The 22,447-nt window shown below is 60.9% G+C and carries 22 protein-coding genes; 13 read left to right on the top strand and 9 right to left on the bottom strand.

Annotated elements, in window-relative coordinates; translation table 11 throughout:
- Positions 1-151 precede the first annotated feature (151 nt).
- Both trmA and ACM6IM_RS00380 read right to left on the bottom strand, forming a co-directional pair.
- Entirely contained in the window at positions 152-1,231 is a 1,080-nt protein-coding gene (trmA, locus tag ACM6IM_RS00385) for a tRNA (uridine(54)-C5)-methyltransferase TrmA (RefSeq protein WP_414863865.1), read from the bottom strand.
- Positions 1,228-2,523, bottom strand: coding sequence for an NCS2 family permease (locus tag ACM6IM_RS00380; protein WP_192309098.1), 1,296 nt, complete (start codon positions 2,521-2,523; stop codon positions 1,228-1,230). Before ACM6IM_RS00380 ends, trmA begins: the two co-directional genes overlap by 4 nt.
- 220 nt (positions 2,524-2,743) lie before the next feature.
- On the opposite strand from ACM6IM_RS00380, the gene ACM6IM_RS00375 reads away from it, so the two are divergent.
- Both ACM6IM_RS00375 and ACM6IM_RS00370 read left to right on the top strand, forming a co-directional pair.
- Positions 2,744-3,190 carry a DUF4879 domain-containing protein gene (locus ACM6IM_RS00375; protein ID WP_414863864.1) on the top strand — a complete coding sequence of 149 codons (447 nt, stop codon included), beginning with the start codon at positions 2,744-2,746 and terminating at the stop codon, positions 3,188-3,190.
- Positions 3,191-3,256: 66 nt separating this feature from the next.
- Positions 3,257-3,808 carry a DJ-1 family glyoxalase III gene (locus tag ACM6IM_RS00370; protein WP_414863863.1) on the top strand — a complete coding sequence of 184 codons (552 nt, stop codon included), beginning with the start codon at positions 3,257-3,259 and terminating at the stop codon, positions 3,806-3,808.
- A gap of 6 nt (positions 3,809-3,814) precedes the next feature.
- Here the strand turns inward: ACM6IM_RS00370 and ACM6IM_RS00365 are convergent, their stop codons facing one another.
- Together ACM6IM_RS00365 and ACM6IM_RS00360 are read right to left on the bottom strand one after the other, a co-directional pair.
- Entirely contained in the window at positions 3,815-4,102 is a 288-nt protein-coding gene (locus ACM6IM_RS00365; RefSeq protein WP_201194936.1) for a HigA family addiction module antitoxin, read from the bottom strand.
- A gap of 13 nt (positions 4,103-4,115) precedes the next feature.
- Entirely contained in the window at positions 4,116-4,394 is a 279-nt protein-coding gene (locus ACM6IM_RS00360; RefSeq protein WP_192309091.1) for a type II toxin-antitoxin system RelE/ParE family toxin, read from the bottom strand.
- 200 nt (positions 4,395-4,594) lie between these two features.
- Here ACM6IM_RS00360 and ACM6IM_RS00355 point away from each other — a divergent pair, with 200 nt between their 5' ends.
- Genes ACM6IM_RS00355 through ACM6IM_RS00345 form a run of 3 tightly spaced genes read left to right on the top strand, consistent with a single transcriptional unit; the run spans position 4,595 to position 8,312 of the window.
- The gene (locus ACM6IM_RS00355; protein WP_414863862.1) at positions 4,595-5,128 is read left to right on the top strand and encodes a (2Fe-2S)-binding protein; all 534 of its coding nucleotides are present in this window, start codon (positions 4,595-4,597) and stop codon (positions 5,126-5,128) included.
- Positions 5,125-6,111 (top strand): FAD binding domain-containing protein, encoded by a 987-nt coding sequence (locus tag ACM6IM_RS00350; RefSeq protein WP_201194934.1) that lies wholly within the window; start codon positions 5,125-5,127, stop codon positions 6,109-6,111. The genes ACM6IM_RS00355 and ACM6IM_RS00350 overlap by 4 nt, the downstream gene beginning before the upstream one ends.
- On the top strand, positions 6,111-8,312 hold the full coding sequence (locus ACM6IM_RS00345) for a xanthine dehydrogenase family protein molybdopterin-binding subunit (protein ID WP_414863861.1): 2,202 nt from the start codon (positions 6,111-6,113) through the stop codon (positions 8,310-8,312). Before ACM6IM_RS00350 ends, ACM6IM_RS00345 begins: the two co-directional genes overlap by 1 nt.
- Here ACM6IM_RS00345 and ACM6IM_RS00340 read toward each other — a convergent pair.
- Positions 8,309-9,547 carry an MFS transporter gene (locus ACM6IM_RS00340; RefSeq protein ID WP_192309083.1) on the bottom strand — a complete coding sequence of 413 codons (1,239 nt, stop codon included), beginning with the start codon at positions 9,545-9,547 and terminating at the stop codon, positions 8,309-8,311. The two genes, ACM6IM_RS00345 and ACM6IM_RS00340, sit on opposite strands and share 4 nt — an antisense overlap.
- Positions 9,548-10,048: 501 nt before the next feature.
- Here ACM6IM_RS00340 and ACM6IM_RS00335 point away from each other — a divergent pair.
- From ACM6IM_RS00335 to ACM6IM_RS00325, 3 genes are all read left to right on the top strand, one after another.
- Positions 10,049-11,488, top strand: a complete 1,440-nt coding sequence (locus ACM6IM_RS00335) for a cytochrome ubiquinol oxidase subunit I (protein ID WP_192309081.1) — start codon at positions 10,049-10,051, stop codon at positions 11,486-11,488.
- 3 nt (positions 11,489-11,491) lie between these two features.
- Positions 11,492-12,499, top strand: a complete 1,008-nt coding sequence (gene cydB, locus ACM6IM_RS00330) for a cytochrome d ubiquinol oxidase subunit II (protein ID WP_192309079.1) — start codon at positions 11,492-11,494, stop codon at positions 12,497-12,499.
- Between the two features lie 77 nt (positions 12,500-12,576).
- A complete protein-coding gene (locus ACM6IM_RS00325) occupies positions 12,577-12,744 on the top strand; it encodes a DUF2474 domain-containing protein (RefSeq protein ID WP_201194928.1) in 168 nt (55 codons plus the stop codon).
- A 79-nt stretch (positions 12,745-12,823) separates the two neighbouring features.
- On the opposite strand, the gene ACM6IM_RS00320 is transcribed toward ACM6IM_RS00325, so the two are convergent.
- Positions 12,824-13,948 carry a methyltransferase gene (locus ACM6IM_RS00320; RefSeq protein ID WP_201194926.1) on the bottom strand — a complete coding sequence of 375 codons (1,125 nt, stop codon included), beginning with the start codon at positions 13,946-13,948 and terminating at the stop codon, positions 12,824-12,826.
- A 158-nt stretch (positions 13,949-14,106) separates the two neighbouring features.
- Positions 14,107-14,832 (bottom strand): helix-turn-helix transcriptional regulator, encoded by a 726-nt coding sequence (locus ACM6IM_RS00315; RefSeq protein WP_414863860.1) that lies wholly within the window; start codon positions 14,830-14,832, stop codon positions 14,107-14,109.
- A gap of 323 nt (positions 14,833-15,155) precedes the next feature.
- On the opposite strand from ACM6IM_RS00315, the gene ACM6IM_RS00310 reads away from it, so the two are divergent.
- Entirely contained in the window at positions 15,156-15,932 is a 777-nt protein-coding gene (locus ACM6IM_RS00310) for a ferredoxin--NADP reductase (RefSeq protein WP_414863859.1), read from the top strand.
- 41 nt (positions 15,933-15,973) lie between these two features.
- On the opposite strand, the gene mscL is transcribed toward ACM6IM_RS00310, so the two are convergent.
- Complete coding sequence (mscL, locus tag ACM6IM_RS00305; RefSeq protein ID WP_192309069.1) at positions 15,974-16,390, bottom strand: large-conductance mechanosensitive channel protein MscL; 417 nt, start codon at positions 16,388-16,390, stop codon at positions 15,974-15,976.
- A 592-nt stretch (positions 16,391-16,982) separates the two neighbouring features.
- Between mscL and radA the strand changes: the two genes are divergently transcribed.
- Complete coding sequence (gene radA / locus ACM6IM_RS00300; protein WP_201194922.1) at positions 16,983-18,350, top strand: DNA repair protein RadA; 1,368 nt, start codon at positions 16,983-16,985, stop codon at positions 18,348-18,350.
- 134 nt (positions 18,351-18,484) lie between these two features.
- On the opposite strand, the gene ACM6IM_RS00295 is transcribed toward radA, so the two are convergent.
- Entirely contained in the window at positions 18,485-18,853 is a 369-nt protein-coding gene (locus ACM6IM_RS00295) for a PilZ domain-containing protein (protein WP_201194920.1), read from the bottom strand.
- Positions 18,854-19,012: 159 nt separating this feature from the next.
- On the opposite strand from ACM6IM_RS00295, the gene ACM6IM_RS00290 reads away from it, so the two are divergent.
- The 3 genes from ACM6IM_RS00290 (at position 19,013) to yjiA (ending at position 22,427) form a co-directional block, all read left to right on the top strand.
- Positions 19,013-21,079, top strand: a complete 2,067-nt coding sequence (locus tag ACM6IM_RS00290) for a carbon starvation CstA family protein (protein ID WP_192309066.1) — start codon at positions 19,013-19,015, stop codon at positions 21,077-21,079.
- A gap of 15 nt (positions 21,080-21,094) precedes the next feature.
- Positions 21,095-21,292, top strand: coding sequence for a YbdD/YjiX family protein (locus tag ACM6IM_RS00285; protein ID WP_126366556.1), 198 nt, complete (start codon positions 21,095-21,097; stop codon positions 21,290-21,292).
- 163 nt (positions 21,293-21,455) lie between these two features.
- Positions 21,456-22,427, top strand: a complete 972-nt coding sequence (gene yjiA, locus ACM6IM_RS00280) for a GTPase (protein WP_414863858.1) — start codon at positions 21,456-21,458, stop codon at positions 22,425-22,427.
- Positions 22,428-22,447 lie beyond the last annotated feature (20 nt).

Here is a 22,447-nt window from a genome sequence, read left to right as displayed (position 1 = left end):
CAGTGTTTATCAAATTACCGAAAGGATTGCTCACCCTTTTTACGCGTATCCAGAGCCTTGGCGCGGGTTTCCATGGCCAGCCTCAATCACCGACTGAGCCGGCACAAAAAAGCCGTCGGAACGACGGCTGTTTTGTCAGGGCTGGCTGCGCTTAACGCCGGGTCAGCAACACCCCGGATTCCATGTGATGGGTCCATGGGAACTGGTCGAACATCGCACAGCGGGTGATGCGGTGGGTGTCGTGCAACTGGGCGATGTTGGCCGCCAGGGTGTCCGGGTTGCAGGAGATGTACAGGATATTGTCGAAGCGTCGGGTCAGTTCGCAAGTGTCCGGGTCCATGCCGGCACGGGGCGGGTCGACGAAGACGCTACCAAACTCGTAGCTCTTCAGGTCGATGCCGTGCAGGCGACGGAACGGACGCACTTCATTCAGGGCTTCAGTCAGCTCTTCGGCGGACAGGCGCACCAGCGTGACGTTATCCAGCGCATTTTCGCTGAGGTTGCTCAAGGCTGCGTTGACCGAGGTCTTGCTGATTTCGGTGGCCAGCACCTTGCGCACGCGGGTCGCCAGGGGCAGGGTGAAGTTGCCGTTGCCGCAATACAGTTCCAGCAAATCGTCGGTGCGCTCGCCCAGCGCATCGTAGGCCCAGTTGAGCATCTTCTGGTTTACGGTGCCGTTGGGCTGGGTGAAGGCGCCTTCCGGTTGGCGGTAGCTGAACGTGCGACCACCGACTTCAAGTTTTTCGACCACGTAGTCGTGACCGATCACCTCACGCTTGCCCTTGGAGCGACCGATCACGCTGACGTTCAGGTCCGCTGCCAACTTCGATGCCGCGGCATGCCAGTGTTCATCCAGCGGGCGGTGATAGCACAGGGTGATCATCGCGTCGCCGGCCAGGGTGGTCAGGAACTCCACCTGAAACAGCTTGTGGCTCAGGGCCGAGCTGGCTTGCCAGGCGGCTTTGAGCTGCGGCATCAAGGCGTTGATGCGCAGGCTGGCGATCGGGAATTCTTCGATCAGGATCGGCGTGCGCTTGTCTTCCTGGGAAAACATCGCGTAGTGACGCTCGCCGGCTTCACGCCACAGGCGGAACTCGGCACGCAGGCGGAAGTTCTTCAGCGGCGAGTCGAACACCACGGGCTCGGGCGCATCGAACGGAGCCAACAGGTCGCGCAGGCGCGCCACCTTTTCTTCAAGCTGGACGGTGTAAGCCTGGGAATCAAAAGTCATGCGTTGAACCAACCCAACTTGATCACGAACAGAATCGACAGAATCACCAGCGCCGCGTTCAGTTCACGGCCACGACCGGACAGCAGCTTGATCGCCGTCCAGGCGATGAAGCCGAAAGCGATGCCGTTGGCGATGGAGTAAGTGAACGGCATGGCCAGGGCGGTGACCACCACCGGTGCGGCCACGGTAATGTCTTCCCAGTCTATTTCGGCCAGGCCGGATGTCATCAGCACGGCGACGAACAGCAGCGCCGGCGCGGTGGCGAAAGCGGGAACGCTGGCGGCCAGTGGCGAAAAGAACAGCGCCAGCAGGAACAGGATCGCGACCACGATCGCCGTCAGGCCGGTGCGGCCACCGGCGCTCACGCCGGCTGCAGACTCGATGTAGCTGGTGGTGGTCGACGTACCCAGCAGCGAACCGGCCATGGCGGCGGTACTGTCGGCAATCAGCGCGCGACCCATTTTCGGCATGTGGCCGTCCTTGCCCATCAGGCCGGCGCGCTTGGCGACGCCGATCAGGGTGCCCGAGTTGTCGAACAGATCGACGAACAGGAACGCGAAGATCACGCTGACCAGGCCAATGTCCAGTGCACCCTTGATGTCCAGTTGCAGGAAGGTCGGCGCCAGCGAGGGTGGCATCGACGTCACGCCACCGAACGGGGTGAAGCCCATCAGGATCGAGACGATGGTGACCGCCAGGATGCCGATCAGCACCGCGCCGCGTACGGCCAGCGCTTCCAGGGCCACGATCAGGGCGAAGCCAAGGGTGGCCAGGATCGGAGCCGGTTGTTTCAGGTCGCCCAGGCCGACCATGGTCGCCGGGTTGCTGACTACGATGCCGGCATTGTGCAGGGCGATCAGCGCCAGGAACAGGCCGATACCGGCGGCAATCGCCGAGCGCAGCGGCAACGGGATGCTGTTGATGATCCATTCCCGGATGCGGAAGATCGACAGCAGGAAGAACAGCACCGCCGAGATGAACACCGCCCCCAGCGCGACTTGCCAGGTATGGCCCATGTGCAGGACCACGGTGTAGGTGAAGAAAGCGTTCAGGCCCATGCCCGGCGCGAGGGCGATCGGGTAGTTGGCGATCAGGCCCATGACCGTGGAGCCGATGGCGGCGGCCAGGCAGGTCGCGACGAACACCGCGCCCTTGTCCATGCCGGTTTCGCCGAGGATGCTCGGGTTGACGAACAGAATGTAGGCCATGGCCAGGAAAGTCGTGACGCCCGCAAGAATCTCGGTACGCACATTGGTGTTGTGTGCCTTGAGTTGAAACAGCCTTTCCAGCATGTCTGCTCCCCGTGGCGCGCCCGGCGCCGTGAATGTATCGACCTCAACAGCAAAGCACAGACCGCTGCAGGCGCCTGGAATTTTCTGTGGGTCGGAAAAAGCCGCGCATCATACCAGCAGCGTGGCGCCATGGCTGCTTATGGCGGTGATCGTCGTCGATGTTTTGCGTTAAAGCCAAGTGCGCCATACTGCGCGCTGGTTTTGGGGGATGGGGAGCGGCATGAAACAGTATCTGATCAGCGCATTCGCGACAGGGGTGATCCTGACGCTTGGGGCACAAGGCGCCATGGCGGCATCGGCGGCACCGTTGAGCCAGGTCAAGGTGCTCAAGGTCGAATCGCCGGCGTGTGGTTTCGAAAGCATTGACGAGGGGCAGCAGAGGACCCACTGCGATCACAGCGGACCGAACATCAAGGTGTATGTGCTGGAAATCGGCTATGGCCGCGCCGCGCAGGCCGGGCTGGACGGCTTCGACGTGAATGGCACGCGGACCCCGGTCTGTGCCTACGACAATGGCAACCTGACCGAGTGCAGCCCAGGCAAAAAAACCGTGGGTTACCTGTATGTGTTCGATCTGGCCGGCAAACAGGAAGGCACGTTCACCTTCAGCAACACGTCGATCAACGCACCGCGCAACACGCTGTCGACGCAGCTTTACATCCGGTAATGGCGGGTTCTGACAAGCGTCAGGAAAGCTGACTACGCTTCAAGGATCATCCTGTGGATTGCACCCATGACCTTAAGAGCCCTGATTCCCCTCGCCGAGGGCATCGATGACCTGCAAGCCGTGACCCTGATCGATGTACTGCGCCGCGCCAAGGTGGAAGTGGTGGTGGCCAGTATCGAGGGTCGCCGCATGCTCACTTGCGCCCGTGGCACACGCGTCACGGCCGACGGGATGCTGGTGGATGTGCTGGCCCAGACATTCGACCTGATCGCCTTGCCCGGCGGTGCCGTCGGCGCGCAGCACCTGGCTGCGCATCAGCCCCTGCAGCAATTGCTCAAAGACCAGGCGGCGGCCGGTCGACTGTTCGCCGGCATCGCCGAAGCCCCGGCTCTGGCGCTGCAAGCCAGCGGAGTCCTGCGTCAGCGCCGGATGACCTGCCTGCCTTCGGCCAGTCATCAACTGTCAGGCTGCAACTTCGTCGATCAACCGGTGGTGGTCGATGGCAACTGCGTGACCGCCCAAGGCTCGGGATGCGCACTGACGTTTGCCCTGACGCTGGTGGAGCACCTGTGCGGCAAGGCCGTGCGGGTGGCGGTGGCGGGGGAGTTGGTGGTCTAGATCTTTTCAGGCGGGGGCCGCAAGGGGGGTAATCACTGGCTGCTCCCGCCGCTCCGCGTGCCAGAGGTCGTAATCGGTTTGAACCCCTAGCCACATCCGGGCTTTGCCAATCCCTGCTCTCTCCAGACGCACCGCCAAGTCTGGACTGATCGGCGCATGTCCGTGCAGCACCCGGGAGAGGTGCGGGCGTGCGAACCCCAAGTGACGTGCCAGTTCTGTCACGCTGATACCCAGTTCGGGCAGTACATCCTGTAGAAGCGTTTCGCCCGGGTGCGGCGGGTTGTGCAAGGACATGGCCTGCCTCCTGTCAGTGATAGTCCAGATAATCGACCAGTTCGATGTCCGGACCCGTAAAACGGAAAATGATCCGCCAGTTTCCCGAAACGCTCATTGACCAGTATTCGTTCAACTCACCTTTAAGTGGATGCAATCGCCATCCCGGCAGGTCGAGGTCTCCAGGAACCACAGCGCGGTCCATGAACTGCAATATCCGGGAAAGGCGCTTCGCATGGTCGGCACGGATTCCACGTGTCGAGCCCGTCTCGTAGAAGCCGCGAAGGCCTTTGTGCTGAAAGGATTTGATCATGCCACGAGTGTAAGGTGATACATTACACCGAGTGCGCTAACTATGTATTGCATCTGGTCGGCAATTTTGTGCTTGTCGCGGTTCACCCCTGATCCCCTTTCGATCAATCCCTTTGAACACCCCCACACCCCTGAAGTCGTACCCCTTATGACGGCGGTTTGCCAAAACGCCGCGAACGTACGACCAACCGTGAGGTGTTTATGAGCGCGACCTTCCCCGACGAGACGCCGCCGTCGTTTGCCCGTCTTCCGTTGTCCCTGATACTTAATGGCCAGCCAATCCGGGTTGAAGTCCTGCCCTGGACCACGTTGCTGGATTTGCTGCGGGAGCAACTGGGCCTGATCGGCAGCAAAAAAGGTTGTGATCACGGCCAATGCGGCGCCTGCACGGTGTTGCGTGACGGCAAGCGCGTGAATGCCTGCCTGACCCTCGCGGTGATGTGCCAGGGGGCCGAACTGACCACGATCGAGGGCCTGGCGAACGGTGACGAACTGCATCCGATGCAGCAGGCCTTCATCAGCCACGATGCCTTTCAATGCGGCTATTGCACGCCGGGGCAGATCTGCTCGGCGGTCGGGCTTGCCAATGAAGGGCGGGCGCAATCCAGTGCCGACATTGCAGAGCTGATGAGCGGCAACCTGTGTCGTTGCGGCGCTTATAGCAATATCCGTGATGCCATCGAAGAAGCGCTGCCGGCGTGCCGCCAGCGTGTCGGACAGGGAGGCGAACAATGAACCCTTTCCATTACAGCAAACCCCTTTCGGTACAGGAGGCGGTGCAGCTTGCCGGTCCGGCCTCGCGCTTCATCGCCGGGGGGACGAACCTGCTGGACCTGATGAAGGAAAATCTCACACGGCCGGAGCATCTGATCGACATCACCGGGCTTGCCCTGAACGACGTGAGCGAAACAGCCAGGGGTGGGGTGATGATCGGGGCCCTGGTCAGCAATGCCGACCTGGCCTGGCATCCGTTGATCGAGCAACGTTACCCGTTGTTGTCCCAGGCCATCCTCGCTGGCGCATCGCCGCAACTGCGAAACATGGCCAGCACGGGCGGTAATCTGTTACAGCGTACCCGTTGTTACTACTTCTATGACGCCGCCGTGCCGTGCAACAAACGCGAGCCGGGCAGTGGCTGTCCGGCGCGCACAGGGCTCAACCGGATTCACGCGATCCTCGGCGCCAGCCGCCAGTGTGTAGCCACCCACCCTTCGGACATGTGTGTCGCGCTCGCCGCCTTGAACGCGGTGGTCCATGTCCAGGGCCGCAGCGGTGCACGGACTATTGAATTCGCGGACTTCCATCGACTGCCCGGTGATACGCCCGAGCGCGACAATCAACTGGCGGACGATGAGTTGGTCACGGCCGTGGAACTGCCGGCAGCGGGTTTCGCCGAGTACAGCCATTACCTGAAGATTCGTGATCGCGCTTCCTATGCCTTCGCCCTGGTTTCCGTGGCGGCGGCGCTGGATTTGACAGGCCCGGTCATTCGCGAGGCGCGCCTGGCCCTCGGTGGCGTGGCGCACAAACCCTGGCGCGATGAAGCGGTAGAGGCCTGGCTGGTGGGCAAAGCGGTGAGCCACGAAACCTTCGGCGCTGCTGCGGATGCCTTGCTGCAAAACGCTGAACCCCTCGAACACAACGCTTTCAAGGTGGCGCTGGCGCGTCGGGCCATCATTCGCGCCCTGAACACTGCCGCGCAGGGAGGACACGCCTGATGAACACCTTTACTCAACCCATGGGCCAGCCGCTGGACCGCGTCGACGGTCGCCTCAAGGTCACCGGCCAGGCTCGGTACGCCGGGGAATTCGGCGAACCCGGCTTGCTTCACGGCAGTGTCGTGTCCAGTCGCATCGCCCGTGGTCGGGTGGTTCACATCGACACCTCGAAAGCGCTGGCGTTGCCCGGCGTGGTGGCCGTGATCGACCACACCCACCGCCCGGAAATCGCCAGTTACGACAAAAGTTACGAGGACGCCGACTCGGCTGACGGCTCGCCGTTCCGTCCGTTGTACAACGACCGGGTGCTTTACAGTGGGCAGCCATTGGCGCTGGTCGTCGCCGACAACCTGGAACTGGCGCGCCACGCCGGCTCGCTGATCACGATTGAATATGACATCGAGCCGCATCAGACCGATCTGTTGAGCCTGCAAGGCGAAGCCCGTCCGGCGCCCGCAGAACTGCCCAAGCCTCGCGGGAATTTTCAGGCCGAGTTCGCCGGTGCGGCCTTGAGCCTGGACCTGCACTACAGCACGCCGATCGAACACCACAACCCGATGGAGCCGCACGCCAGTACGGTGCTGTACCAGGCGGATGGCAGCCTGCACATTCACGACAAGACCCAGGGCACGCAGAACTGTCAGGCCTATGTGCAGAAGGTCTTCGGCCTTGAGGAGCAGCAGGTCAGGGTTTTCGCGGCGTTTGTCGGCGGTGCCTTCGGCTCCGGTCTGCGTCCGCAGTACCAGCTACCCCTGGCGGTGATGGCCGCGTTGTACCTCAAGCGCTCGGTGCGCGTGACCCTGACACGCCAGCAGATGTTCACCTTCGGTTATCGCCCGCGCACCCTGCAGCGCCTGCAATTGGGGGCGGCTGCCAACGGGCGTTTGTTGGCGGTGGCGCACTCCGCCATCGGCCAGACATCACGCTTCGAGGACTTCACCGAGCACGTGGTGGAGTGGAGCGGCATGCTGTACCACTGTGACAATGTGCAGTTGACCTACAAGCTGCTGCCACTGGATGTGTTCACCCCGCTGGACATGCGCGCTCCCGGTGCGGCGCTTGGGCTGATCGGCCTGGAATGCGCGATGGATGAATTGGCCTGCGCTTTGGCGATCGACCCGGTGCAGTTGCGGTTGATCAATTATGCCGAGCGCAACCAGAACGAAGACAAACCCTATTCCAGCAAGCAATTGCGAGCGTGTTACGCCCAGGGCGCCCAACGTTTTGGCTGGGAACAGCGTAATCCCGAGCCGCGCAGCATGCGTCAGGGTCGGCAGTTGGTGGGCTGGGGCATGGCCGGGGGCGTCTGGGAAGCGATGCAGCAAAAAGCCAGTGCCCGGGCATCGCTCGACCCGCAAGGCAAATTGACGGTCAGCAGCGCGACCACGGACATCGGCACCGGGACCTATACCGTGATGACCCAGATCGCTGCGCAGGCGTCGGGCGTTCCCTTGGAGGATGTCACCTTTGTCCTTGGCGATTCTTCACTGCCCAAGGCGCCTTTGCAGGGCGGGTCCTTCACCGTGTCGTCGGTGGGCACCGCCGTGCAGCAGGCTTGTGAAGCGTTGAAGGAAAAGCTGCTGGCCGTGGCGCGACAGACGTCGGCGGACTTCGCCGGGGTCACCGCGCAGCAGGCTGATTTTGCCGAAGGCCACCTCTCGTTCGGTCAGGCGCGGATCGCCTTGCACGAACTGGTGAAACGCAGTGGCGAGGAGCTGATTGACGTCCAGGTGGACGCCGAGCCGGACCCGAAGCGCAAGGCGTACGCCACCGCGACGCACTCGGCCGTGTTTGTGGAAGTGCTGGTGGATGAAGCGTTGGGCACGGTGAAGGTCAATCGGGTGGTCAGCGCCATCGCGGCAGGGCGGGTGGTCAACCCGAAAATGGCCCGTAGCCAGATTCTCGGCGGGGTGGTGTGGGGGATCGGCATGGCCTTGCATGAAGAGACGCAAACCGATCATGGCCTGGGGAGACACATGAACCACAGCCTGGCCGAGTACCACATTCCGGTAAATGCCGATATCGGCGACATTGACGTGCTGTTCGTCGAAGAACACGACGAAATCGTCAATGCGCTCGGATCAAAGGGCGTGGGCGAAATCGGCATTGTCGGGGTGGCGGCGGCGGTGGCCAATGCCATTTACCACGCCACCGGCAAGCGGGTGAGGGATTTCCCCATCACCCTCGACAAACTGCTCTAGACCTTGGCTTCTTCCGCCGGTACATGCATGCGGTCACGGTTGGCCAGGGTCGGGAACAGCTTGATCCAGACCCCGGTCACCACCAGCGTGCCCAGGCCGCCCATGACCACGGCCGGCACGGTGCCGAACCAGTGCGCGGTGACGCCAGACTCGAACTCGCCCAGTTGGTTGGAGGCACCGATGAACAGGCCGTTCACGGCGCTGACGCGACCGCGCATCTCATCCGGTGTTTCCAACTGCACGAACGACGCACGAATGACCATGCTGATCATGTCCGCGGCGCCCAACACCACCAGCACGGCCAGGGAGAACCAGAACGAAGTCGAGAGGCCGAAGGCAATGGTCGCCACACCGAACACGCCGACGGCGGTGAACATCACGCGACCGACATGGCGATCCACGGAGAAGCGCGCCAGCCACAGCGACATCAACAAGGCACCGACAGCCGGCGCCGAACGCAGCAAACCCAGGCCCCAGGGGCCGGTCAGCAGGATGTCCTTGGCAAACACCGGCAGCAGCGCCGTCGCCCCGCCGAGCAATACGGCAAACAGGTCCAGGGAGATCGCCCCGAGAATGTCCGGACGGCTGCGGATGAAGCGGATGCCGGCCAGCAGGGAATCCAGAGTCGCCTTGCCCTTGTTCAACGGCGTTTGCCGGGCGGGCAGGTTGAGCATCAACAGGCAGGCGATGACGTACAGAATCACGGTCGGCCCGTACACCCAGACGCTGCCGAAGGCATAGAGCAGGCCGCCGAGGGCCGGAGCGACGATGGTGGCCGACTGTTGCGCCGACTGGGCGGCGGCGACGGCGCGGGGAAACAGCGCAGCCGGCACGATGCTCGGCAGCAGCGCCTGGGTCGTCGGCATCTCGAAGGAGCGGGCGGCACCGAGCAGAAAGGCGAGGATGAAGATCATTTCCCGGGTGACGTGGCCGGTGGCGCCGCCAATCGCCAGGGTCAACGCGATCAACGCCTGCAGCGACTGACAGATGGCCGCGACCTTGCGTCGGTCATAACGGTCGGCGACATGCCCGGTGTGCAGCATGAACAGCACTCGCGGGGCGAACTCCACCAACCCGACCAGGCCCAGGTCCAGCACGTTGCCGGTCAATTGGTAGAGGTTCCAGCCGATGGCTACGGTGAGCATCTGAAAGCCGCTGGCGGTGAAAATCCGGGCCAGCCAGAACGCGATGAAAGGGCGGTGATGACGTAACAGCAAAGGCGCTTGGCTGGGCATCAGGAGCAGATCTTGAGCAAAGGGAAGGGCGAGATTATCACCAACCTGTAACCAGAAGTTGCAGGATCGGAAAATTTAGTTAGCTAGACACCGATCAACGGATTGCAGGTATTCCCACTGTGGCAGCGAGCCTGTTCCGGGCGGCGTTGCGACGAATGCGCCAGCCCGTTCGCGAGCAGGTTCAGTGGCATGACGTTTTCGCCAGCAGGCACGTTCCACCGCAAATGTGCACAACGGATGCTTGCGGCGCCCACTGAGGCAACCTGTCACGCGGCAAAAGACCACACCGTCCATCGTCAAAAACCGGACTACTCTTTTACCCAAGCTTGATCCAGATCAAGACCCTTTGCGGAATTGGTCCGGTGGCCAGATGGCCAGACTCCCTACGATGTGATGTTTGTAAAAAAAGAACGAATCGAAATTCGCCACACTCCATATCCGTGGGGGCAGTGGGTGTAGGCCGCAAGCCTTCAGCCGGTATTACCTGACAGAGGAAGACTTATGTTCGGTTTGGAGGCGCTTGATCTCGCCCGAATTCAATTCGCGTTCACCATCTCGTTCCACATCCTGTTCCCGGCCATCACCATCGGCCTGGCGAGCTACCTGGCGGTGCTCGAAGGCCTGTGGCTGAAAACCGGCAACGACACCTATCGCGACCTGTACCATTTCTGGTCGAAGATCTTTGCCGTCAACTTCGGCATGGGCGTGGTGTCTGGCCTGGTGATGGCCTACCAGTTCGGCACCAACTGGAGCCGCTTCTCGGACTTCGCCGGTTCGGTCACCGGGCCGTTACTGACCTACGAAGTGCTCACCGCTTTCTTCCTGGAAGCCGGGTTCCTGGGGGTCATGCTGTTCGGCTGGAACAAGGTCGGGCGCAACCTGCACTTCTTCGCCACGGTCATGGTCGCCATCGGCACACTGATCTCGACGTTCTGGATTCTCGCGTCCAACAGCTGGATGCAAACGCCCCAGGGCTTTGAAATCGTCAACGGCCAGGTCATCCCCACCGACTGGCTAGCCGTGATCTTCAACCCGTCGTTCCCCTATCGCCTGATGCACATGGCCACGGCGGCCTTCGTTGCCACCGCGTTCTTCGTCGGTTCTTCGGCGGCCTGGCATCTGCTGCGCGGCAAGGACAACCCGGCGATCCGCAAGATGCTGTCGATGGCGATGTGGATGGCGTTGATCGTGGCGCCGATCCAGGCGGTCATCGGCGACTTCCACGGGTTGAACACGCTCGAGCATCAGCCCGCGAAAATTGCCGCCATCGAGGGGCACTGGGAAAACAAGGGTAACGAGGCGACCCCGCTGATCCTGTTCGGCTGGCCGGACATGAAAGAGGAAAGGACGAAGTTCGCTGTCGAGATTCCGTACCTGGGCAGCCTGATCCTGACGCATTCCCTGGACAAGCAGGTGCCGGCGCTCAAGGAGTTCCCGCCGGAGGACCGGCCGAATTCCACCATCGTGTTCTGGTCGTTCCGAATCATGGTGGGCCTGGGGCTGCTGATGATTTTCACCGGCCTGTGGAGCCTGTGGCTGCGCAAGAGCGACAAGCTGTATACGTCGCGGCCGTTTCTGTATCTGGCGTTGTGGATGGGGCCATCGGGTCTGGTCGCGATTCTCGCCGGCTGGTTCACCACTGAAATCGGCCGTCAGCCTTGGGTCGTCTACGGCTTGATGCGCACGGCGGACGCGTCCTCCAATCACAGCGTGATGCAAATGAGCATCACCCTGGTCCTGTTCGTGGTGGTGTATTTCGCGCTGTTCGGTGCCGGCCTGGGCTACATGATGCGGCTGGTGCGCAAAGGGCCGAAGATCGACGAGGGCAAGGAAACCAACGAGGGTGGGCCCGGCAAGAAACGTACGCCGGCACGTCCGCTGTCCGCTGCTGACGATGATGGCGCCGACGACCACAGCCCACGCCTGACCAAGGAGATTTGAATCATGGGTATTGATCTTCCGCTGATCTGGGCCGTGATCATCATCTTCGGCATCATGATGTACGTGGTCATGGACGGTTTCGACCTGGGGATCGGGATTCTCTTCCCGTTCATCCCGGGCAAGACCGACCGTGATGTGATGATGAACACCGTCGCGCCTGTCTGGGACGGCAATGAAACCTGGCTGGTGCTGGGGGGCGCGGCGCTGTTCGGTGCGTTCCCGCTGGCGTACTCGGTGGTGCTCTCGGCACTGTACCTGCCCCTGATGTTCATGCTGATCGGGCTGATCTTTCGCGGCGTGGCGTTCGAGTTCCGCTTCAAGGCCAAGGACGACAAACGTCATTTGTGGGACAAGGCGTTCATTGGTGGCTCAGTGGCCGCCACCTTCTTCCAGGGCGTGGCGCTGGGGGCGTTCATCGATGGACTGCCGGTGGTCAACCGCCAGTTTGCCGGTGGTTCACTCGACTGGCTGACGCCGTTCACGATGTTCTGCGGCGCGGCACTGGTGGTGGCCTATGCGCTGCTCGGCTGCACCTGGCTGATCATGAAAACCGAAGGCAAGCTGCAAGAGCAGATGCATGACCTGGCGCGACCCTTGGCCTTCGTGTTGCTGGCGGTGATTGGCGTTGTCAGTATCTGGACACCGCTGGCCCATGCCGAAATCGCGGCGCGCTGGTTCACGCTGCCGAACCTGTTCTGGTTCCTGCCGGTGCCGATCCTGGTGCTGGTGACCATGTATGGCCTGATCCGCGCGGTGGCACGCAATGCGCACTACACGCCGTTCCTGCTGACCCTGGTCTTGATCTTCCTCGGCTACAGCGGCCTGGGCATCAGCCTGTGGCCGAACATCGTGCCACCGTCCATTTCGATCTGGGACGCCGCCGCACCGCCGCAAAGCCAGGGTTTCATGCTGGTCGGTACCTTGTTCATCATCCCGTTCATCCTGGGCTACACCTTCTGGAGCTACTACGTGTTCCGCGGCAAGGTCACCCATGAGGATGGGTATCACTAGCCACTGCCGGAAACCGTTTTGCTCGCGATGGCGTCATCAAAGGCGTCATCGACCCCGCAGAAGAGGAGTGCAACGCCATGACGGGTAAACACACTTTGCAGGAAATCGAAGCCGCCGAGAAAAAACCGCTGTGGAAGCGGCTGGGCTGGCTGGCGATGATCTGGGCTGGCAGCGTGCTGGCGCTGTTCATCGTCGCGAGCCTGATGCGGCTGTTCATGAATGCCGCAGGCTTGTCGACCCACTGAGTTCGCCTCATCCCATCCCGTGGCCATAGGGCACGGATTGACAACCCTCCTGCACCGGAGGGTTTTTTTTGCCCGGTGATTATTTCCGGGCTTTGAGAATCACGAACTTGGGCGTGGCCGCCACTTGTTCCACGCCGCGGAACAACCGCGCCAACTTGCTGTGATAACCCAGGTGGCGATTGCCCACGATGTACAGCGCTCCGCCCACCACCAGTGCTTCCCGTGCCTGCTGGAACATCCGCCAGGCGAGGAAGTCCCCCACCACTTGCTGCTGGTGAAACGGCGGGTTGCACAGCACCACGTCCAGCGATTGTGCGGCCTGCTCGGCCAGGCCGTCACCGGCCCGCACGAGCACCTCCCGTTCACCCAGTGCGGCGCGCCAGTTCTCGGCTGCCGATTGCACCGCCATGAACGACTCGTCCACCAGCGTGTAGTGCGCTTGCGGGTTCTGCAGGGCGCTGGCGATGGCCAGCACGCCGTTTCCGCAACCGAGGTCGGCCACGCGCGCCGTGCCGAGGTTCGTCGGCAAGTGCGGTAGAAACGCACGGGTGCCGATGTCCAGGCCCTCGCGGCAAAACACGTTGGCATGGTTGAGCAGCTCGATGGCCGGTGTATCCAGTCGATAGCGGGTCGGGTAAGGCGATGTCGCCGGTGCCTTGCCTTCAGCCGTCGCGATCAGCAGGCGAGCCTTTTTCACCGCCAGTGAGGCTTGCAGGGGGCCGATGTAACGTTCGAGCAAATCGCCGGCGGCTCGGGGCAGGTGTTTGATCATGGCGCCGGCGATCACCTGGGCGCCGGGTGCCAGCCGGGTTTGCAGGCGGATCAGTTGCTCCTCGAGCAAGGCCAGGGTTTTGGGTACGCGGATCAGCACACGGTCAAACGGACCGGTGAAGGTTTCGCTGGCCGGCACCTTCGGCACGGCGTCAAACCCATGGCCATTGCGGGTGAGATTTTTTTCCAGGCCCAGAAAGGCCAGGTACGAGTCGCCGCTGCTGGTGACCTGGACCTTGCCCACCAGGCTTGCGGCCAGAGCCCCGAAGCTGTCGTTGAGCACCAGTACGCGGGTCTCCGGCAGCAGTTGCTGCCCGGCCAGGTGATTGAGCAGGTATTCATCGGCCGCATCAAACGCCTGCAGGGGTTCGTTCTGCTGGTCTGGCTGGCGGATCAGGTCGAGTCGGGCGAAGGGTGTTTCGAGCAAGGGCATGGGGCGGGGCTCTGGGTAATCAACGGGTATCCCGCGGCCCAGGGGCGTTGTAGCGGGCGAAACCGTCCGAGTGTACTGCGTCGTGAAAGGTGACACGCTCAACACTCTGGAGGCGTCGCAAATGGTACTTTTTTTTCCTCTGGATTACTTGCAGGTTTTCATTTGCCCGGGATCTCGGGGCTATTGAGGTAGCCAGCCTTGATGGCCGCGATGATGGCCGAAATCTTGTTGTTGACGCGCATTTTTACAATCGCGCTTTGAATGTGGAAATGGATCGTGCGCGAACTCAGATTGAGAATTCTTGCGCTTTCATCCGCCGTCTTGCCCGCTGCCGCCAGTTCCAGTACGTCGATTTCGCGAGGCGAAAGGTGTGGGGCGGGCGTTTTCTTGGGCAGCGACTGCATGACCAACTGATGCAGATGGCGACCCATGAACACGGAAAACCCGAGATTTTCATAAAGCTCCAACGGGTTGATCGGGCAATGGCTTCTGGCCAGACTCAGAACGCTGCACAGGCCGCTTTCCTCATCATGCAGCGCTTGCGACCAGCCATGTTGAATCCCTTGCGCTTCGAGCGCCTCCCACAATGCGGGTGTCTTGGCGAACAGTTGTTCGCTCCAGACAATCGGCAGCATGGAATGATTGCAATGTGCTATTACTGGATCAATCGAGAAGTTCTCGTGCGCATGCCCCGTTTTCCATCCCGCCGGGAAGTTGTGGCGTCCAATAGTATTCAACTGATTGTTTCTGGTTTTGTAGGTGGTTGAAAAGGCAAAAAATTTGAATCCGATATTCTTCGCAAAGCCGAGGGCAATGCGATAAGCGGAATCGATATCCGTCGTGCACGACAGGTGAGTAAGTTGAGCCTCCTTCCATCGTTCCATCTCGTTTCTCCACACATCATTTTTATTAAGTGTCCTTGGATCCAGGATCCTGCACGTGGTGGATTGTAGGATGGTTCTTACATGCGATTGAGATTTTTTGGCTTTACCGACATCGGCAAACTAGCTATCCGGTTCTATTAAACAATATGTTGGTCTGTAGGTAATACCGAGGGTTAATAATTAACTGAGTAATAACTCTATATGCATGTTGCATGTGTGAAACAGTTATGAGGATTAGTGGAGGTTAAAGGCACTACAAATGGTGGGTGTTTAATCCGCGTGCTTTGCGGGACACTGGAGCGACCTGTCCAATGGAGCCCCCCATGACCGCCAGCGCAGAAAAATTCACCCGGCAGACCCTGCTCGACGTCCGGCCGTTAACCCCCAACCTGTTCACGTTGCGCACGACACGGGATCCGGGCTTTCGTTTCCGTGCAGGTCAATTCGCCCGGCTGGGGGTTACCAAGGCGGATGGCAGTACGGTATGGCGGGCCTATTCCATGGTGTCCTCGCCTCATGACGAATTCCTCGAGTTCTTCTCCATCGTGGTGCCGGGTGGCGAGTTCACCAGTGAACTCAGCCGCCTGGGCGTGGGCGATACATTGCTGGTCGAGCGCCAGGCCTTTGGCTATCTGACGCTCGACCGTTTCGTCGACGGGCAAGACCTCTGGCTGTTATCCACAGGCACCGGTGTCGCGCCGTTTCTGTCGATCCTGCAGGATTTCGAGGTGTGGGAACGATTCGAACGGATCATTCTCGTCTACAGCGTACGTGAAGCCGCTGAGCTGGCTTATCAGGCACTGATCGCGGGGCTGGCGCAGCGAGACTACCTGGCCGAATACGCGCACAAGTTGCAGTTCATCCCCACCGTGACCCGCGAGCAGCATCCGGGAGCCTTGAACGGCCGGATCACCACGCTGCTGGACAATGGCGAACTGGAGCGGGTGGCGGGCCTGGCCATGACGGCCGAGCATTCCAGGGTCATGCTCTGCGGTAACCCGCAGATGATCGATGACACGCGCAAGCTGCTGAAACAGCGCGACATGAGTTTGAGCCTGAGCCGACGTCCCGGACAGGTGGCGGTGGAAAACTACTGGTAAGAAAAACGGCGCCCCGAAGGCGCCGTTTGGGTCAGCGGCCGTTACTCGGGCCGTTGATTCTGCGCTTTGAGCAGATCGCGAATTTCCCCCAGCAGCTCCTCTTCCTTGGTCGGAACAGGCGGCAGGGTTGGCGCGACCGCCTCTTCGCGCTTCAAGCGGTTGATGGCCTTGACCCCCATGAAAATCGCAAACGCGACGATGATGAAGTCGATCACGCTCTGGATGAATTTGCCGTAAGCCAGCACCACGGCGGGGGCGGCCCCTTCGGCGGCCTTGAGCGTCACGGCGAGGTCGCTGAAATCCACGCCGCCAATCAGCAGCCCGAGCGGCGGCATGATCACGTCGCCGACGAACGACGACACGATCTTGCCGAAAGCGGCGCCGATGATGATACCGACCGCCATGTCAACCACGTTGCCTTTGACCGCGAAGGCCTTGAACTCACTGATCACGCCCATAGGTTGTTTCCTTGTTACAGATGAGGTTGGTTACGCAGTGTAAGCCAGCGACAGTCTTCTCGCTCGAAACAACTGCTTACAGAGATTGCCTGCAGTCGACCGGCCTTGCGGGAAAAAGTTTACGAATCATCCGCCTGGCGCGAGCATTGATGGACTGCGCAATGGGTTAGGGGCTGCAGGTTTACATGTAGCGGGGAGGTTGCAATCGCTAAAAAACGGAATGAAGAGTTGGATTGTTGTAAAGGTGGTTATCTTGATACAAATTTTTACATATTGAAGTGTGGGATTGCTAGTGGTTGGTATTAGATAGGGTCGCCACTAAATTGCCAGTAATGAGTTGCGCTTTTTTCAAACATTAAAATTTTGCAGTTTTTTGTACATGGCTTCGTAGTATCAAAAATGTTTGTACAGCTTTTTGTCGGTGTTGAATGAATGCCTCCTTGAACAGTGATTATTTTTCGAGATGCAAGTCAAATAAGTTGGCGGTTCGGTCATTGTTATTCATGTGTTGCTATTAAACATCGCCTGTCTGTCGTCGACGCGCCTATTCAGTCCAGCTGAGCTATCATCGCGTTTTTTGCCGGGAGTTCAGATGGCCAAGGCCAAACGCATGTATGGCTGCACCGAGTGTGGCGCAACGTTCCCCAAGTGGGCCGGCCAGTGCGCAGAGTGCGGAGCCTGGAATACCCTGACCGAAACCATGGTCGAAAGTGGCGGGGCCGCAGCGCCCAGTGGCCGCACCGGCTGGGCCGGCCAGCAGGCCCAGATCAAGACCCTGGCAGAAGTCAGTGTCGAGGAAATCCCGCGCTTTTCCACGGCATCCGGTGAGCTTGACCGGGTGTTGGGCGGCGGCCTGGTGGATGGCTCCGTGGTGCTCATCGGCGGTGATCCGGGCATTGGCAAGTCAACCATTCTGTTGCAAACCCTGTGCAACCTCGCCAAGAGCATGTCGGCCCTGTACGTCACGGGCGAAGAGTCCCAGCAACAAGTGGCCATGCGTGCACGGCGCCTGGGTTTGCCCCAGGACCAACTGCGGGTCATGACCGAAACCTGCATCGAAACCATCATCGCTACCGCCCGGGTGGAAAAACCCAGGGTCATGGTGATCGACTCGATCCAGACGATCTTCACTGAGCAACTGCAATCGGCGCCGGGCGGTGTTTCCCAGGTTCGCGAGAGTGCGGCGCTGCTGGTGCGTTATGCCAAACAGAGTGGCACGGCGATTTTCCTGGTCGGCCACGTGACCAAGGAGGGGGCCCTGGCCGGACCGCGGGTGCTGGAGCACATGGTCGACACCGTGCTGTATTTCGAGGGTGAGTCCGATGGACGCCTGCGCCTGCTGCGGGCGGTGAAGAATCGTTTCGGTGCGGTCAACGAGCTGGGTGTGTTCGGCATGACGGACAAGGGCTTGAAGGAAGTTTCCAACCCGTCGGCGATTTTTCTGACTCGCGCTCAGGAAGAAGTGCCGGGCAGTGTGGTCATGGCGACGTGGGAAGGCACCCGGCCGATGCTGGTGGAAGTCCAGGCGCTGGTGGATGACAGCCATCTGGCCAACCCGCGCCGGGTTACGCTGGGGCTGGATCAGAATCGACTGGCCATGCTGCTGGCGGTCCTGCACCGCCATGGCGGCATTCCCACCCACGACCAGGACGTGTTTCTCAACGTGGTCGGTGGGGTGAAGGTGCTGGAAACCGCTTCCGACCTGGCGCTGATGGCGGCGGTCATGTCCAGTTTGCGCAACCGGCCATTGCCCCATGACCTGCTGGTGTTCGGCGAGGTCGGCCTGTCTGGCGAGGTTCGCCCGGTGCCGAGTGGTCAGGAGCGTTTGAAGGAAGCCGCCAAGCACGGTTTCAAGCGTGCCATTGTGCCCAAGGGCAACGCGCCCAAGGAAGCGCCGCCAGGGTTGCAGATCATTGCGGTCACCCGTCTGGAGCAGGCCCTTGACGCCTTGTTCGAATAGCTGAAGGCCGAGCCAGGCCGTGAAGGGATGAAACGCTGGGAGCGAGCCTGCTCGCGAAGGTGACATTCCAGTCGCCGAGGCTCTTTACAGGCGTACCGGCCTTTTCGCGAGCAGGCTCGCTGCCACAGGATTTTTCAGGCCTCGATCAGTGCGCCGAGCTCGCGTTCGAGTTCCTCAGGATCACCCAGGTTGAACTCGATCAGGCGCCGCAGCCGTTCGATCGACTCCAGGCTGATGTGCCGGCACACGAAACCGAGCTGGCCGTGGTCTTCATGGGTCAATTGCACATCCATCCTGATGTCGACGTCGTCGCTCAAATGAATGTCCACGGAAAAATCCTGTTCCCGATTGCCCAGCCACGGTTCGGGGCGCTCGACCAGCAAACCCTTGAGTGACAGGTCGATCAGTTTCACAGGCCAGATGAAGGGCCCCTGGATCAGCTCTGTTCGGGCATCGAACGCAATTCGTTTGAAGCGGCGGCGATCGGCAGGGTGCTCGCTCATGGCGCTATCCTCGGATGGGTTCGCTGACTATAGACCCCCCTTGTGACAGCCTGCCAGCCGGGATCGGCGTCTAGACCAATGTGGGGTATGGTCTTTGGCGTCAGGAGAGCTAAACTCGGGGTGGCTGTCTTTCTTGTCCACCCTGGCTGGAATTAAAAAATGAAAAATAACAATAGCCTGCTCCGCCACATACCCTGGCTGCTGCTGGCAATCGTGGGAGCGTGCGCCCTTGGCGTCGTGGCATTGCGTCGAGGCGAGGCCATCAACGCCTTGTGGATTGTGGTCGCTGCCGTGGCCATCTACCTGGTCGCGTACCGTTACTACAGTCTGTTCATCGCCAACAATGTGATGCAACTCGATCCACGACGGGCCACCCCTGCCGTGCTCAACAACGACGGTCTGGACTATGTACCGACCAACAAGCACATCCTGTTCGGTCACCACTTCGCGGCCATCGCTGGCGCGGGGCCGCTGGTCGGTCCGGTCCTGGCGGCGCAGATGGGCTACCTGCCTGGCACGCTGTGGCTGATTGCCGGCGTGGTGCTGGCCGGTGCGGTGCAGGACTTCATGGTCCTGTTCCTCTCCACCCGCCGCAACGGTCGCTCCCTGGGCGACATGGTGCGTGAAGAAATGGGCCGCATCCCCGGCACCATCGCGCTGTTTGGCTGCTTCCTGATCATGATCATCATCCTCGCGGTGCTGGCGCTGATCGTGGTCAAAGCCCTGGCCGAGAGCCCATGGGGCATTTTCACGGTGATGGCGACCATCCCGATCGCGATGTTCATGGGCATCTACATGCGCTATATCCGCCCGGGTCGCATTGGCGAAATCTCGGTGATCGGTGTGCTGTTGCTGCTCGGCTCGATCTGGCTCGGTGGGCAGATCGCTGCCGATCCGGTATGGGCCAAGGCCTTCACCTTCACCGGGGTACAGATCACCTGGATGTTGATCGGTTACGGTTTCGTGGCCGCGGTATTGCCGGTGTGGCTGATCCTGGCTCCACGTGACTACCTCTCCACGTTCCTGAAAATCGGCACCATCATCGCCCTGGCGATCGGTATTCTGGTGACCATGCCCGAGCTGAAAATGCCGGCACTGACCCAGTTCATCGACGGCACCGGTCCGGTGTGGAAGGGCGGTCTGTTCCCGTTCCTGTTCATCACCATCGCCTGTGGTGCGGTTTCCGGTTTCCATGCGCTGATCTCGTCGGGCACCACGCCCAAACTGCTGGATAACGAAACCAACGCCCGTTACATCGGTTACGGCGGCATGCTGATGGAGTCGTTCGTCGCCATCATGGCCATGGTTGCCGCGTCGGTGATCGAGCCAGGCGTGTACTTCGCCATGAACAGTCCGGCGGCGGTGGTCGGTGGTGACGTGGTGGCCGTGGCACAGACTGTCAGCAGCTGGGGCTTCGCCATTACCCCCGAAGCGCTGCAGGCCGTGGCCAAGGACATCGGTGAAACCACCATCCTGGCCCGTGCCGGCGGCGCGCCGACCCTGGCGGTCGGTATCGCGCAGATCCTGCACAGTGTCCTGCCGGGTGAAAACACCATGGCGTTCTGGTACCACTTCGCGATCCTGTTCGAAGCGCTGTTCATCCTGACCGCCGTGGATGCCGGCACCCGTGCCGGGCGTTTCATGCTTCAGGACCTGCTCGGTTCCTTCGTCCCGGCGCTGAAACGCACCGAATCCTGGACCGCCAACCTGATCGCCACCGCCGGTTGTGTGGCCATGTGGGGCTGGTTGCTGTACCAGGGCGTGATCGATCCATTGGGCGGCATCAACACCCTGTGGCCACTGTTCGGCATCTCCAACCAGATGCTGGCCGGTATCGCGCTGATGCTCGGCACTGTCGTGCTGATCAAGATGAAGCGCCAGCGCTATGTCTGGGTGACCATGCTGCCTGCGGTCTGGCTGCTGATCTGTACCTCCACCGCCGGTTTCATCAAGCTGTTCGACGCCAACCCGGCGATCGGCTTCCTGTCGCTGGCGAAGAAGTACAGCGATGCGCTGGCCAACGGTCAGGTGCTGGCACCGGCCAAGAGCGTCGAGCAGATGCAGCACGTGATCTTCAACGCCTACACCAACGCCACGCTGACCGCGCTGTTCCTGTTCGTGGTCTTCAGTATCCTGTTCTATGCGCTCAAGGTCGGTATTGCCGCCTGGGGCACCAAAGAGCGTACGGATAAAGAAGCACCCTTCCAGGCCCTGCCGGATGCGTAAATCGAGGAGTGCAGCATGTTCAATGACCTGAGTCGCCTGGGTAAGTACCTTGGGCAGGCTGCACGCCTGATGGTCGGCATGCCCGACTACGACACCTATGTCGAGCATATGCAGAGCAAGCACCCGGACAAACCGGTGATGAGCTACGAGATGTTCTTTCGGGAACGCCAGGAAGCGCGTTACGGTGGCAAGGGTGGGCCGAAGTGCTGTTGATCCGCTGAGCGGGTCATGATGTAAGGCAAAAAACTGTGGGAGCGAGCCTGCTCGCGATGGCGGTATGTCAGTCAGCATCACCCTCGACTGACACCTCGTTATCGCGAGCAGGCTCGCTCCCACATTTGTTTGGTATTGAACCCTGAAGACAGGAGACTCGCCTTTGTCCTCTCCCATTCCCGTCACGATCCTGAGCGGTTTCCTCGGCGCCGGCAAAACCACGCTGCTGCGCCACCTGCTCAAGGCCGAGCACGGCTTGAAAATTGCCGTGATCGAAAACGAATTCAGTGACGCCGGCATCGACACCCAGCTGTTGGGCGACGAGCCGGTGCAAGTGATGACGCTGTCCAACGGCTGCGTCTGCTGCACCATCCACACGGATTTGACCAAAGCGCTGTACCTGCTGCTCGAGCGTCTGGACAGTGGCGAGCTCGCCTTTGACCGCCTGGTGATCGAGTGCACCGGCCTGGCGGATCCGGCGCCGGTGGCGCAAACCTTCTTCATCGACGAGGAATTGCGTGAGCGTTACATCCTCGATGGCATCATCACCCTGGTCGACGCCGCTCACGCCGATGTGCACCTGGCCCAGACCATCGCCCAGGCGCAGATCGGCTTCGCCGACCGACTGCTGGTGAGCAAGCGCGATCTGGTGGACGAACCGACGTTCAACGCCCTGAGCGAGCGCCTGACCCGCATCAACCGCCGCGCACCGATTCGACTGGTGGATCATGGCAAGATCGATCTGGCGGAATTGCTCGATGTGCGTGGGTTCAATCTCAATGCCGACCTCGGGGGCGGCGTCAGTTTGCGTCCGGTCAGTTCGGCACCTTCGGTCGATCGCATCTCCAGCCTGGTGCTGCGCACCGACAAGCCGCTGGATATCGACAAGCTGAGCGAGTTCATGAACGAACTGCTCGAAGACCACGGCAAGCAATTGCTGCGCTACAAAGGGGTACTAAACATCCAGGGCGAGCCGCGACGCATGGTGTTCCAGGGCGTGCTGAAGTTGTATGGCTTCGATTGGGATACCGAATGGGCGCCCGATGAGACGCGTGAAAGTGTGATCGTGTTCATCGCCGATGATTTGCCTGAAGAGAAAATTCGGGCGGGATTCGATAACGTGGCGGCCGGTTGAAAGCAACTCGCTGCCCGTGG

The sequence above is a fragment of the Pseudomonas sp. IT-P12 genome, assembly GCF_949767465.1.
In the GTDB taxonomy this organism is placed as follows: Bacteria; Pseudomonadota; Gammaproteobacteria; order Pseudomonadales; family Pseudomonadaceae; genus Aquipseudomonas.
Note: the sequence above shows the minus strand (reverse complement) of the source record. Positions and strands in the feature narration are given on the sequence as shown.